General features: G+C 59.5%; 8 protein-coding genes. 2 read left to right on the top strand and 6 right to left on the bottom strand.

Translation table 11 applies throughout. From position 1 onward, the window contains the following. Nucleotides 1-39 precede the first annotated feature (39 nt). Together CKW23_RS22590 and CKW23_RS22595 are read right to left on the bottom strand one after the other, a co-directional pair. The gene (locus CKW23_RS22590; RefSeq protein ID WP_095068377.1) at nt 40-7221 is read right to left on the bottom strand and encodes an Ig-like domain-containing protein; all 7182 of its coding nucleotides are present in this window, start codon (nt 7219-7221) and stop codon (nt 40-42) included. Nucleotides 7222-7366: 145 nt separating this feature from the next. Beyond that, entirely contained in the window at nt 7367-8203 is an 837-nt protein-coding gene (locus CKW23_RS22595; protein WP_025262250.1) for a sulfotransferase, read from the bottom strand. Nucleotides 8204-8617: 414 nt separating this feature from the next. On the opposite strand from CKW23_RS22595, the gene CKW23_RS22600 reads away from it, so the two are divergent. Then, on the top strand, nt 8618-9211 hold the full coding sequence (locus tag CKW23_RS22600) for a phage tail protein (RefSeq protein WP_025262251.1): 594 nt from the start codon (nt 8618-8620) through the stop codon (nt 9209-9211). Nucleotides 9212-9260: 49 nt separating this feature from the next. After that, on the top strand, nt 9261-9572 hold the full coding sequence (locus tag CKW23_RS22605; RefSeq protein ID WP_025262252.1) for a hypothetical protein: 312 nt from the start codon (nt 9261-9263) through the stop codon (nt 9570-9572). Here CKW23_RS22605 and CKW23_RS22610 read toward each other — a convergent pair whose 3' ends face one another. The 4 genes from CKW23_RS22610 to CKW23_RS22625 are packed head-to-tail and all read right to left on the bottom strand — an operon-like array spanning nt 9573 to nt 14302. Further along, a complete protein-coding gene (locus CKW23_RS22610) occupies nt 9573-10070 on the bottom strand; it encodes a GNAT family N-acetyltransferase (protein ID WP_025262253.1) in 498 nt (165 codons plus the stop codon). A 33-nt stretch (nt 10071-10103) separates the two neighbouring features. Continuing rightward, nucleotides 10104-12200 (bottom strand): HlyD family efflux transporter periplasmic adaptor subunit, encoded by a 2097-nt coding sequence (locus tag CKW23_RS22615; RefSeq protein ID WP_025262254.1) that lies wholly within the window; start codon nt 12198-12200, stop codon nt 10104-10106. Beyond that, on the bottom strand, nt 12201-13520 hold the full coding sequence (locus tag CKW23_RS22620) for an efflux RND transporter periplasmic adaptor subunit (protein WP_095068378.1): 1320 nt from the start codon (nt 13518-13520) through the stop codon (nt 12201-12203). It lies immediately after the preceding gene. Then, nucleotides 13517-14302 carry an efflux RND transporter periplasmic adaptor subunit gene (locus CKW23_RS22625; protein ID WP_025262256.1) on the bottom strand — a complete coding sequence of 262 codons (786 nt, stop codon included), beginning with the start codon at nt 14300-14302 and terminating at the stop codon, nt 13517-13519. Before CKW23_RS22625 ends, CKW23_RS22620 begins: the two co-directional genes overlap by 4 nt. Between the last annotated feature and the right edge of the window lie 107 nt (nt 14303-14409).

A 14409-nucleotide genomic window follows, 5' to 3' on the forward strand; every position in this document is an offset into this window, starting at 1 on the left:
AAGCGCCGGGATTTGCCGGCGCCTGACTCATACCTTGTCTCAGGCCTGCACTTCACTGATACCGGCTTTCCCCAAAGCCCATGCTAGTTCATGCAGCTGTTTCTGCTCGCCATCCTTGAGCAATTGCAACTGTTGCTCCAGTGTCAACGCGCCAAAGCTGCCGCGAATGCCTTGTGAGGAATCGCTCAGGCCACGGCTGCTACCGCTGTCAAAAGTACTTTGCGCCGAGGTGTCCGTGGAGGACTCGCGACTGAACAGCGTCGACAATGTGCTGCTGCCGAACACGCCACCTTCCCCGCTGCTAAAACCAAGGAAACCGCCAGTGGCCCCCGTACTGCCGCCCAACTCACTCGAGCTGAAAACCTGTGCAATGAAGCTTGGAGCCAACGCGCCATTGCTGATGAAAATGTTACCCAGAGGCGGAAGACCGTCGCCTGTGGTGCGCACTTCAAACAACGGCGCGAAACTCAGCGGCGAACCGAGATTGCCGGTCGGCGGGCCAAAGAGCGTCGGCTGCAATGGCAGGTTTGGCTGGCTGATCAGAGGGACCGAATCGCTAATGCGGAACTGCGGATCGCCACCTTGAGAAAGCGTGGTGACTGCGTAGCTGCTGGAGTTGGTGATACCGATACCGGTATTGCCTGCCAGGTCCGTCACATTACTGCTGTCGAGCGTGATGAAGTTGCTCGGAGCCTGCGTGTTGGCTGTCGGGGTCAGAGTCGCTGTCCAGGTCAGGCCACCATCATTGCTGGCCAGATTGGACAGGGTGCCGTTGGCGACGCTGAGGTCCGAAAGATCGAAGTTACTGACACGCTCACTGAACGTGAATGTCACCTGAGTGGTCTGCCCGGTGGTCAGGTTCGGGTTGGCAACCACAATGCTCGAAATGGTTGGAACCTGACCGTCAATGGCGTAATTGGCGGAGTTCTGGACGCCAGAACCCGCGTTACCCGACAGGTCCGTGACATTACTGCTGTCCATGACGATGAAGTTGGTCGCATCCGTGATATTCGCCGTTGGCGTCAGGATTGCGGTCCAGGTAATGCCGCCATCGCTGCTGACCAGGTTCGACAGAGTGCCGTTGGCGACGCTGAGGTCCGACAGATCGAAGTTAGTGACCGCCTCACTGAAAGTGATGGTCACTGGCGAGGTTTGACCGATCCCCAGTGTGCTGTTGGCTACCACAATGGTCGCGGTCGGGCGCGCCGTATCAATCGTGTAGTTGTTGGAGCTGGTAACGCCGCTGCCGATGTTGCCGGAAGCATTGGCAACGCCCGTGTTATCCAGCGTGATCAGGTTGGTGGTGTCGGTCACGTTCGCGGCTGGCGTCAGGGTTGCCGTCCAGGTGATACCGCCATCGCTGCTGCTGACCGCGCTCAAGGTGCCATTGGCAACTGTCAGGTCGGCATTGGTGAAACCACTTACAGCTTCGCTGAAGGTGATAGTCACCAGGGAGCTTTCACCGATAACCAGTGCGCTGTCTGCTACCACGATGGTTGCGGTCGGCTGCCGGGTGTCGATGGTGAAGTTGCCCGAATTGACGATACCTGTCCCGGCGTTGCCAGCCAGGTCCGTCACACCCGCGCTGTTCAGGCTGATCACGTTACTGGTGTCAGAGCTATTGGCAGTCGGTGTAAAGGTCGCCGTCCAGGTGATACCGCCATCGCTGCTGCTCACCGCGCTCAAGGTGCCATTGGGAACCGTCAGATCGGCGTTGGTGAAACCGGTGACCGCTTCGCTGAAGGTGATGGTCACCAGCGAGGTTTCGCCTGCTGCAAGAGAGCTGTCTGCCACAACGATACTCGCTGTGGGACGCTCGGAGTCGACAGCATAATTGCCCGAAGTCGTGAGGCCGGTACCCGCGTTGCCTGCCTGATCGGTCACACCCGTGTTATCCAGAGTGATGACATTGCTGGCACTGGTGATGTTGGCGGTAGGCGTCAGGGTTGCAGTCCAGGTCACACCGCCGTCGCTGCTGCTGACCGCGCTCAAGGTGCCATTGGACACGGTCAGGTCGGCGTTGGTGAAACCGGTCACAGCCTCGCTGAAGGTGATGGTCACCAACGAGGTTTCACCAATGGCCAGGGCGTTGTCGGCAACCACGATGGTTGAGGTCGGACGCACGGTGTCGATGGCGTAGTTGTTGGAGTCGGTCGTGCCGCTGCCGATGTTGCCGGAAGCATTGGCGACGCCCGTGTTATCCAGGGTGATCAGGTTGGTGGTGTCGGTCACGCTGGCGGTCGGCGTCAGGGTTGCCGTCCAGGTGATACCGCCATCGCTGCTGCTGACGGCGCTCAAGGTGCCGTTGGCTATGGTCAGGTCAGCATTGGTGAAACCGCTCACCGCTTCGCTGAAGGTAATGGTCACCAACGAAGTTTCACCGACTCGCAGCGCGTTGTCCGCTACCACGATGGTTGCAGTCGGGCGCGCAGTGTCGATGGCGTAGTTGTTGGAGTTGGTCGTGCCGGTCCCGGTGTTGCCAGCCAGATCAGTCACGCCGGTGTTATCCAGGGTGATCAGGTTGGTGCTATCGACAATGTTGTTGGTCGGCGTGAAAGTCGCTGTCCAGGTGATACCGCCATCGCTACTGCTGACGGTACTCAAGGTACCGTTGGCCACGCTCAGGTCGCCATTGGTGAAACCACTCACCGCTTCGCTGAAGGTGATGGTCACCAGCGAAGTTTCGCCAGCGATCAGCGTGCTGTCAGCCACAACGATACTCGCGGTCGGACGCGCAGAGTCGATGGCATAGTTGCTCGATGTCGTGATGCCGGTGCCCGTATTGCCTGCCTGATCGGTCACACCCGTGTTATCCAGAGTGATGACATTGCTGGCACTGGTGATGTTGGCGGTAGGCGTCAGGGTTGCAGTCCAGGTCACACCGCCGTCGCTGCTGCTGACCGCGCTCAAGGTGCCATTGGACACGGTCAGGTCGGCGTTGGTGAAACCGGTCACAGCCTCGCTGAAGGTGATGGTCACCAACGAGTTTTCACCAATGGCCAGGGCGTTGTCGGCAACCACGATGGCTGAGGTCGGACGCACGGTGTCGATGGCGTAGTTGTTCGAGATTGTGGTACCGGAACCCGAGTTACCGGATACGTTGGTGAACCCAGTGTTATCCAGCGTGATGAGGTTGGTGGCATCGCTCAGCCCCTGGTTCGGCGTAAAGGTCGCCGTCCAGGTGATACCGCCATCACTGCTGCTGACCGGGCTCAAGGTGCCATTGCTCACCGTCAGATCAGCGTTGGTAAAACCGTTCACCGCTTCGCTGAAGGTGATGGTGACCAGTGAAGTTTCGCCCACTCTCAACGCACTGTCCGCGACCACGATGGTTGCCGTGGGCTGCATGGTATCGATGGTGAAGTTGGGCGAGTTGGTTATACCGCTCCCGACGTTGCCGGCCAGGTCTGTCACGCCTGAGTTATCCAGGATGATCAGGTTGGTGGTGTCAGCGATATTGATATTCGGTGTGAAGGTCGCGGTCCAGGTAATGCCGCCATCGCTGCTGGTGAGGGTGCTCAAGGTGCCGTTAGGTACGATCAGGTCGCCATTGGTGAAGCCGGTCACCGCTTCGCTGAAAGTAATAGTGACCAACGAGGTTTCGCCGACCGAGAGGTTGCTGTCGGCCATTGTAATGGCCGAAGTCGGGCGCACAGTGTCGATCGCGTAGTTGCTCGAATTGGTGGTACCAACGCCCACGTTGCCAGCGATGTCGAACACCCCGGTATTGGTCAGAGTGATGACGTTGCTGGCATTGGTGACGCCTGCTACCGGAGTCAGTATCCCGGTCCAGGTGATACCGCCATCGCTGCTGCTGACCGCACTCAGCGAACCGTTGCTCACGGTCAGGTCGGCGTTGGTGAAGCCGCTCACCGCTTCACTGAAAGTAATGGTGACCAACGAGGTTTCGCCGATGGACAGGTTGTTATTGGCAACCACAATGGTCGCGGTCGGGCGCAAGGTATCGATGGCGTAATTGTTCGAGGTGAGGGTACCGAGGCCCGCGTTGCCAGAAGAGTTCGCGACACCGGACATATCCAGCGTGATCACGTTGGTGAGATCGGTCACGTTCGCGGCTGGCGTGAAGGTCGCGGTCCAGGTGATACCGCCATCACTGCTACTGACCGGGCTCAATGTGCCATTAGCCACAATCAGGTCAGCATTGCTGAAGCCGCTCACCGCTTCGCTGAAGGTGATGGTCACCGTTGGGGTTTCGCCGATCGACAAAGAACTGTCGGAGATAATGATCGTCCCGGTCGGACGCACAGTGTTGATGGTGAAATTGCCCGAGTTGGTGCTACCGACCCCGGCGTTGCCGGCCATATCTGTCACGCCAGTGTTATCCAGGGTGATCAGGTTGGTGGTGTCGGATACGTTGTTGGTCGGCGTGAAGGTCGCGGTCCAGGTAATACCGCCATCGCTGCTGCTGACGTTAGTCAAGGTACCGTTGGGCACGGTCAGGTCGGCATTGGTAAAACCGCTCACCGCTTCGCTGAAGGTGATGGTCACCAGCGAGGTTTCACCGGCGGTAATGTTGGCGTCGGCAACCTGAATGCTGGAGGTCGGGCGAATAGTATCGACGAGGTAGTTATTGGAAATGGTCGTGGCAAGCCCGGTATTACCTGCGGCATCCGTGACACCGGTATTGTCCAGGGTAATCAGGTTGCTGGTATCAGTGATGTTGTTGGTCGGCGTGAGGGTGGCGGTCCAGACAATGTTGTTGCTGGTGCTTACTGCACTCAGGGTACCGTTGGCGACAGTCAGGTCAGCGTTGCTAAAACCGCTGACCGCTTCACTGAAGGTAATCGTCACCGTCGACGTTTCACCGATAGTCAGTGAAGGGTCCGCAACGACGATAGTGGCGGTCGGGCGCGACGTATCGATTGCATAGTTGTTCGATGAAACCGTTCCAGTGCCTGAGTTGGCTGACAAGTCCTGCACACTGGACATGTTCAGACTGATCAGGTTGGTAGCACTGGTCAGGTTGTTGAACGGCGTCAGGGTTGCGGTCCAGGTAACGCCACCGTCACTGCTGCTTACTGCGGTCAGGGTACCGTTGGCAACCGACAAATCCGCATTGTTGAAACCCGTTACCGCTTCGCTGAAGGTGATGGTGACCAGCGAAGTTTCGCCCGCGATCAACGTGGTGTCCGACACAACGACGGTTGCGGTCGGAGCGACGGAGTCACTGACCACATAGTTGTTGGACGTCGCGGTCCCGGTCCCGATATTGCCCGCCGAGTCCTGCACGGCCGAACCGGCCAGGGTAATGGCGTTGCTCGAGTCCGAGACATTGCTGGATGCCGTCAGCGTGGCAGTCCATGTGATGTTGTTGGTGGTCGTGAGGTTGGTCAGGGTGCCGTTGGGAACGACAATCTCGGAAATATCCAGACCGAACACCGGCTCACTGAAGGTGAACGTCACGGCAGACGAACCACCTGACCCCAAAGACGGGTTGGCAATCACGATGCTGGAGATTGTGGGTGCCGAAATGTCAGCACTGTAGGTGATATTCAACCCTCCACCATCGTTGAAGATGTTATTGACCCCCGTTGGCGAGGTACCGTTTGTACCACCGCTGGTTGCCTGACCACCCGACCCGCTGATACCTACGTTGCCACTCAGGGACGAGTTGTTGCCTGCCGTGATATTGAGCGTGCCCCTGTTCCAGATGGCACCGATACCCCGGCCGCCGTTCCCGCCGATCGTACCGCCACCACCACCGCCGCCGCCTGCACCGATGTTGCTGCTGATGGTTGAGGTGCCGATGATCGCCAAGGTGCCAGTAGAGGCGTTATAGATACCGCCTACCGCCGAGCCGCCTCGGCCGCCAGTGGCATCAAAGCCCGAACCGCCACCGCCACCGCCGATAGTCCGCCCACCGGAAGTCGCCGTGCCGCCCGCGCCGCCATTGGTATAACCAGAGACACCAATACCACCAGCACCACCACCGCTCGCATTACCACCACGCCCCCCCATGTAAATCGTGTTGAAACCCGCACCGTTACCGCCGGTGTTGGCTGAGGGAGATGTAGGGAAATAGCTCCCGGCAGCGCCACCGGTAGCACCATTCTGACCACCAATACCACCACCGCCACCGCCACCACCACCGACGGTCGGGGTCAACACGCCACCGCCACCACCACCGCCTGCGGCAGAGTTGGCTGTCACGGTGACATTGCGCAACGTGAGGTTACCGGCGTTATTGATACCGCCGCCCACAGCGTCAGCCGCCGAAACCGTTGCACCACTATTGGCACCCGAAGTGCTGGCAACGCCGCGCGTAATGATCAGACCGTCAAAGGTGGCCGTCGTACCGGAGGTCACCCGGATCACACTGGTCCTGTTCTGGCCATCCAGCGTGACATCCGCCACGCCGTTGTTATCCAGGTCGCCATCGATGGTGATGTTTCTGTTGACCACCAACTGGGCGTCAAGCGCGACTGTCATGCTGCTGGAGAAGGTCACGATATCGCCGTTCTGGGCACTGGCCAGCGCTGCACGCAAGGTTCCTGCGCCGGTACTGCTGCTGGAGGTTACGGTGATGGTCGCAAGCCCCCACTGGTAAGAGTCCATCGCCTGCTGGGACAGAGCACCGATGCTTTCGATGCTGCCGGTCGCGATTTCCAGCGTCCAGTCGCCGCCCACGCCGGTGCGGTTGGTCGATGCAGCAATGTCGCGACCAGTGAGCTGTGCGAGCGAATCGACGAAGCTCAGACCCAGCTCGCCTTCGGCGGTATTACAGGCGTAAATCAGGATATCGCCGCCCGCGACCATGTCATTGCCGATCTCGGCCAGCAAGGCACTGCGTTGAGCAATGTTGTCGGCCGACAGATAGCTGTTGCCCAGCCACAGATCACCCGAGTTGCCGTGGGCGATGATCTGCACCGAACTCACGCCCTGATGGGACTCCAGATAGTCGGCGATCTGTTGCAGGCCGTCTTTGGTAGCGTCAAGCATGACCACCTGCGCGCCAGGCGCAACGCCTGTGAGCAGGCTGTCGGCGTCCTTGACCCGCGAGTCGACGAAGACCACGGTGCTGCCTGTTACGGTCGTTGAGGTGGTCGTGATATCAGCCGTCGCAGCCGATTGCGCATGGCTATCGCTGCTGCTGTCTTTGGCACTGGCCTGATCGGTAGTCTTGGCAGCCTCGGCAGTCGCCTGGCTGTCCGACTGCGCAGCATCGGCAACGGTGGCAGCCACTGCGCCATCGAACAGCATTCGCGGCTCAAGGAACATAATCATGGGGGAAGCGGGGGATTTAGCATCCACGGAGGTCCGCTGTACAGTCGGCGACTTTTTCTTATTCCACCACATGTTGCTCACCAGAGATCGAACGTTGTAACACTGATATGGAAAACCGCGATCAATGGGTCGCGGCGTCGGATTTCATGCGGATGACGTTGGCAGCGCTTGCCGAACCGTCATTCCAGAACGACAGCTTTGAATACTGCTCAAACAGATCAGGCGGCAGGATCGTGTGCCTGCTTTCAAAGGCGACCCTGGGTTTTACCTTGTGCAGACCGGAGACGCCCAAGGCGTCGTCGAACTGCGGCGCGTCATAGGAAAGGTTGTTGAAGTCGTGCTCGAACCACGGCTCGCCGATGAATTCATACACCAGACGCATGACCCGCTCTGGAGCCTGGGAAAGCAGGTCGTAGTCGATCAGCAGCAGGGAATCGGCATTTTCGCCGTAATAGGCTTCCTTGAGCGAAGCCCAGGCAAACCCCACCAGACGGTTGCGTTGCGCAAGGGTCTCGACCCGGCTGTAGACGGTGTTGCGCTCGGTATCATCGACAAACAGCTTGGTGTTCTCGAAGGGATTGTTGCGATACACGCGCTCGATGCTGTCCATGATCCAGGCCACATTGCGCACGCAGGCAATGACCTTGGACTTGGGGAACAGATCCATCAAGGCCGGGAGGCGCGAAGACCAGCCCCGGTTTGTATCGAAAACGATGGATTTGTCGGTCTTGTCGGCGTAATAGGACTCGAAAATACCGCGCAGCAGGCGTCGACGGGCGTTGATATCGATCATCGAAGCGAATTCGCTGCCCGCGCTGCATTGACCAAGAACGTTGGAAAACAACGAAGCAACCGGGCTGCTCATACCGGCATGAAAGCGGGGGTTTTGCAGAAGAATGGCTGACAGCAGGGTGGACCCCGAACGTGGCAGACCCGATATGAAGTGGAAATCGTGCATCCCGTGCCTACCTGTTCCTGTCCGTCTGGAAGCCAATGTCAGCCTAACGTAACAAAATGTACGCGAATAGTATTACTTCGACATTAGTTCCCCAAACTTGAGCCAACACAGTCACAAAATTCGAACCTTTTTGGGTAAGCCGTTGTACTCAAAAGCGTTCCACGCTCGATAGATGACAACTATCAGATGAACGGTCGGAAATCGGCCTGAATACCTGCCAGCTTTTTCCCAAAATCAGGAAGGAACGATTGCATAAACGTCATCTGCCAGCCCGATTGTTTCAATCGCGACATTGCGATGTAAAAGCGGAGCAATTCGCCAAACAGTGTCTACGCTTTCACATTGCCACTACCGAAGGCTGGTGCCTGAGTGGATCACGTGTGTCACCCCATAACATATGAAGGATGAGGGTTTATGGAAGTTTTTATGGGCTCGATCATGACGTTCGGCTTCCCCTTTGCACCCAATGGCTGGGCGCAATGTAACGGCCAGACGCTGAACATTAGCCAGTACAACGCCTTGTACGCGCTGCTGGGCGTCATCTATGGAGGCAATGCATCACAGAACTTCATGCTGCCCAACCTTCAAGGCAGGGTGCCAGTCAACCAGGGAACCGGTCTCAACCTGACCAACCGAGTGATCGGCACTGCATCGGGCGTTGAAAAGGTCACGGTCACCATCGCCAACATGCCGTCTCACGTACACCAGATGAGCGCCCTGACAGCGACAACCACCATCAATCTGGGCGCCAAGCCGAGCACCACTGGATCCATCGTGCCAACGGCCACCAACTGCTATGTCGGAGGCACAACAGCCGGCCCGACTTCCGCCAACATGTTTGCACCGGACCTGGGAACCGACGCGCCTATCGTGCAGAAAGGCGTCTCGACCGCCATCAGCGGCACCATGCAGCCAGTCGGAGGCAGCCAGCCTCTCGACAGCATGAACCCTTTCCTGGTCGTGAACTTCAGCATTGCACTGCAGGGCCTTTTCCCTAGCCGCAACTGATGCATCCGAGCCCAGGGAAGGGCTCTTCCCCACTTGCTGGAGTCGTTCCATGCTGCAAGACATTACTGTCGAACATTTTCGTACGCTGCTGGGCAGCACCTGCTCGCTGCAACTGGACGATGGCAGTCAATTGCCGATTGCCATCTCTTCCATCGATGAAAAACCTCTGGCACGCCTGTCCGACAATCAGCGCCTGCCCTTCAGCATCAGCCTCAACTCACTGGAACCCAGCGCCTTCGTCGATGGCCTGTGCGCTCTCGAACTGCCGGAACTGGGCAGACTGGAAGAGATCTTTGTTTCCCGAGTGCCGCCCATGGGACGCGATGCAAACCTGGCTTATTACTGCATCAGCTTCAACTGATCAGCCTGTCTTGGCCTGGCCCGGATACCAGACCAGACGCTCCGCCGCCACATCCCGCTCTTCGACCTGAAACCCCAGCGCCAGATAATGCTGGCGCGCATGGGGGTTATTGGCCCAGACCACCGTCGCAACCGGGCAACAGATCTTCTCGGCAGCTTGTTGCACACCTTGCAATACCGTACGCCCGTACCCCTTGCCCCGGGCTGCCGGAATGAACGCCAGATACAGCACACGGATTTCATTGGGACCAAAGTCCACCACCAGCGCACCGATCAGGGTGCCAAGCTTTTCAATCACGTAATGCATCGCATTGGGAAACTCACCGCCCAGGCCGGCTTCCTGCACACGAAATTGCTGGGCAATGACGTCCTCAACCAGATCACGCTCGCCATCGATCAGTTGCAAATCGGGCCTGGCCGAATGGTAGAGCGACTGAATGAACGGGCTGTCCGTATCACGTGAAGGCCTGACTTCAAGCCCGTCTGCATTGTTCAACATCAGTGTCGTCCTCTTTCCCTGGAAACCACTTTTTCAGAAACCGCTTTCACGAACCCCCAGGGCCGCCAACCTGCGCCAGGTTGCCCCCAAGAGCGATTCACTTCGGCCTTGCAACACCGCAACCCCGCGCAACGGCTGAGTGGGTGCTTCGATATCATCCAGCACTTTCAGACGCACACCGTATTGCGCCTGCACAGGCTCCGCACGCTGGTTCTCGTCACGACGCACGGCAATCGGCCCGTGGTGATCGGACGCCAGGGCTTCCTGATCCAGATAGGACACACCATTGGCATCCACATCCAGCAACTCGACCTGCAGCGACGGGCGCATCGGGTCGTCAGCGATGAAACGGCCCTTGTCGCCCGGAGCGATACGCCACAAGGCATCTTCAGCCAGATAACCCCGAATGCGCGTGCCGCCCTCGACGATACGGGCCAGTGGCGTCTGGGTCGAAACCCAACGGCCCGGAGCCAGTTGCGGCATGAGATCGCGAACCTGACCGGCCTTTGGAGCACGCACCAGCAAGCGCTCACGCTGGGCTGCCAGACCGCGATACTCCGCCACGGCGCTGGCCAGACGCTGCTCGATGATGCCCACATCCGCCACCGTCTCGCTGCGCCCGGCCTGACGACGTATCTGCAATTGCAGGATTTCGATTTCCCGACGCACGATGGCCTGGCGCGAATCGACGTCCGGCGACTCCAGTTCCACCAACACTGCGCCCTGCTCCACTGTCTGGCCGTCCTGCACGTTCACCTGCCTGACCCGTGCGGCGACCGGGGCATGCAGTGCCGTAACCCTCCCCGCTTCCAGCATGACCGGCAGCTCGACACTGCTATGCCAAGGCACCACCAGCAGCAATATCAGCGCCAGAAGCCCTGCGCCACTGAGCAACACACGCGGCGTATGGGCCTGCTCGCGATTCGCCCACCAGTGACGCGCTTCCTTGAAGATCGGCAGAAAGATGAACCAGCCCAGTTCCACCAACATCAGGAAGATCCCCAGCAACTTGAAAAACAGGTGATAGACCGCCAACGCGATCCCGAAAAACAGCACCGCACGCCACAGCCAGGACAGATACCCCCACCACAGCAGACGCCGCTGCATGGTTGGCGTCCAGGGTTCGGGCGCTGGCAGGCCGTAACCGAACAGGGCTTCGCGCAAGCGCCAGCGGCACAGAGCAAAGGCCCGGCCCTGAAGGTTATCCACTTCCCACAGGTCACTGATCAAAAAGTAACCATCGAAGCGCATGAACGGATTGAGATTGACCACCACCGTCGTCAGCCAGGTCGCACTGGCCAGCATGAACGCAGCCGTGCGTGCCGGCCCGTCAGGCAGCAGCGACCAGGCCAGCAAAGCGATACAGGCCAAGAGCATTTCGGCAAGGACACCACCTGCGCCGATCAGCAAACGGGCGCGCCGGTCATTCACTCGCCAGGCATCGCTGACGTCGGTGTAGAACAGCGGCAGCAGCACCATGAATGCAACGCCCATGCTCTGCACACGACACCCGGCACGCTTGGCCATGAAGGCATGGCCGAACTCATGACAGAGTTTGGCGAAAAACAGCGCCGCACCAAACGCCAACGCGCCGCCGAGGCTGAACAGATGCGGGAAGGTTCCAATGAATCGCTGCCAGTCACGTGCGACCAGAAACACCCCGAGCCCCAACGTGACCGGCAGGCCATAGCGCAGAAGTGAGGGGCCAAAACGCTTCAGCCAGGGCCAGGCCCTATTGAGAAAAGCATCCGGGCGCCACAGGGGAATGCGGAAGAACAGGTATTGATGCAACAACATCTGCCACAAGCCGTGACGCGAAGCAGCCGCCTTGTAGGCATAGCTGGCGCGCTGGTCCGGGTCGGTCGAAGCGATCAGGTCATGGCTGCGAAGAAAGATCAGCAGCTCTTGCACTTCGTCATCGCCCAGCGGCAGACCGGGCTCGAGGTTGGCGGCCTGGAGCACCCGCGCAGGATCACCCAGCGACCAATGCCGCAACAGGCGAATAGCCTGGGCACCCAGCTTGAAATAACGGCCACGTATGGGATCGGCCAGCGTCCAGCGCGGCGACCCGTCGAGTGCCGGGGCCACTGAAGTGAGTTGCAGATCCGCCCGCAGGCTGGGCAGCGCCATTTACAGACCTACGCTCTGACGCAGACCTGCCAGAGGCCGGCGCAACAGATACAACGCCAGGGGCGCTCGCTCGCCAAAAACCTTGGCGGTGCCACGCAGACCGATACGCGGCGGCGCGTCAAGGAAACTGGCATCCAGGCGATAGACCAGTTGCCCACCTGGAGTCGGCTGAGCCTCATATGCCGCACGCTCCAGGCGGGCGGAGTGACGATGCAAGGGATCGCTGTCCAGAAACAGAGCGATTTCCGCATCCGGTTCAAGCGCAATGGCATCACCCACTGCCAGTTCGATACGCAGCTCGGCCTGGGACGGATCAGCGATTTCCAGCAGGCGTTCGCCGGTCTGGACCGGTTTGCCTGTCCAGCGCTGAGCATCGGCAAAGACCGCGATACCGTCACGCTCGGCACGAACCTCGCTGCGCTTGAGCAATTCACGTGCGTAATCGCGCTCTGCGCGCTTCTGCTCGACGCGAGCGGCCAGCAAATCGACCTTCGAGTTTGACTCGGCATCGGCAAACGCCCGCTGCGAGTTGGCTTTCAGCTCGGCCTCGGCAACACCCAGGGTGCGCTCGGCCACGTCAGCCTGAGCCTTGAGCGTGGTGTTTTCAAAACGCACCAGCAGGTCGCCGGTCTTCACGGGCTGGTTGGGTTTGATCAGAAATTCGGCAATCACGCCGTCCAGCGGCGCAGCCACCACACGACCGGCCAATGGCACGACTTCAGCGGGCGCCAGAACCGACTGGCGAACCGGGATCAGCAGGCTCAGCAGCGCAAGAGCCACCAGCAGCACCTGACGCTTGCGACTCCAGCGCAGACGCCAGGGCTTGCGCGGATCCAACGCCAGCCACGCATGGCTGTAGGTATCACCCAGTTGCGAGAGCAGAACCTGCTCGGGCGCAGCCCAGGGTTTGTCGCGGGCCAGCCAAAGGCCGCCGAACACTTCGCCCTTGTGGTCCAGCAACGGCAGCCAGAACACATGGATGGCCGACAGGCTTTGCCAGTCTTCGCGTACCGAAGCGCTGAGCGACTCCATCGCCACAACACTGGCCGGCTTGGCCTTCTCCAGCTTGAACAACTGCGCGACCGCATGCTCGACGAACGCGACAAAGGGCGCATTGGGATCAATCACGCTGACGCCCGTCACCGCCCGCACCTTGCCGGCAATCACCAGCGCGGCATGGCGAAAGCCAAACAATGGCTGACCGTCATTCACAAGGCTGTAAGCCAGTTGATCGGTCGTGCGGGCTGCGCGGGTCAGGCGTTCAAGATCGAGGAACTGGGCAAAGACCCGCTCCACCACCCCAGGTACAGAAGCGTTCACTTAAGCTCCGGGAAACGTGCGGTTCCGCTCATGCCCGCCAACAGGCCCTCGGACTTTGGCAGACCGGCCACCAGCAGCAAGGTCTGGCTGCCTTCATCGATTCGCGCACCGAAGCGCTTGATAGTGGCGGTCAGTGGCTTGCCGGTTTCGTCAGGCACGAAACTGAACGTCTGCCCGGCCTTGAGCTTGCCCATCCAGCGGGATGGGACCAGAAGGTGAATTTCCAGCGTGCGGTTATCGACGATCTCCAGCAGCGGCGTGCCGGGGGAAACGCTTTCATAGCGCTGGACCTTGCGCTCCACGACCTGCCCGTCATACGGCGCAATCACGCTGCAACGTTTGACCTGAACCTGAAAGACACTGGATTGCGCCTGGGTTTCGGCGACACGGGCTTCTGCACGTGCGACCTCGAAACGCCCTACCGAATTGAGCGAAGCCAGTTGCCGATTGTGAGCCAGCTCTTCACTGGCGCCGCGACTGGCGGCCTGGGAGGCATTGAGCTGGGCCTGATAAGCCGAGCAGTCGAAGCGCGCCAGCATATCGCCCTTATTGAAAGTTTCACCTTCGCGCAGCGGCAGATCAACAATACGCCCGGCCAGCTCACTGGCAAGCACCGCCTGATCCTGCGCCCGCAACACCCCTCGCGCCTCAGTGGCAGAAGCAGGCTGGGCACCTGCAGATGCAGCGTTATCCAACAACGGATCAACCTCGGCCGGCGTTTGCGCCTGAGCGACACACACCACACCCATCAACCCGAAAAACAAACCTTGCAAATACCGCATACCGGAGACTCCTTGTCGGATGAAGTCAGTCTACGGCAGCAGTGATAAGCGTCAAGCCAATAGCCAGTATCTTTGCTGGGTGCCGGCTTCGACGTCTGGAATATTTT

Origin of the sequence: Pseudomonas sp. Irchel 3A18 (genome assembly GCF_900187465.1) — a bacterium.
Lineage (GTDB): Bacteria > Pseudomonadota > Gammaproteobacteria > Pseudomonadales > Pseudomonadaceae > Aquipseudomonas > Aquipseudomonas cichorii.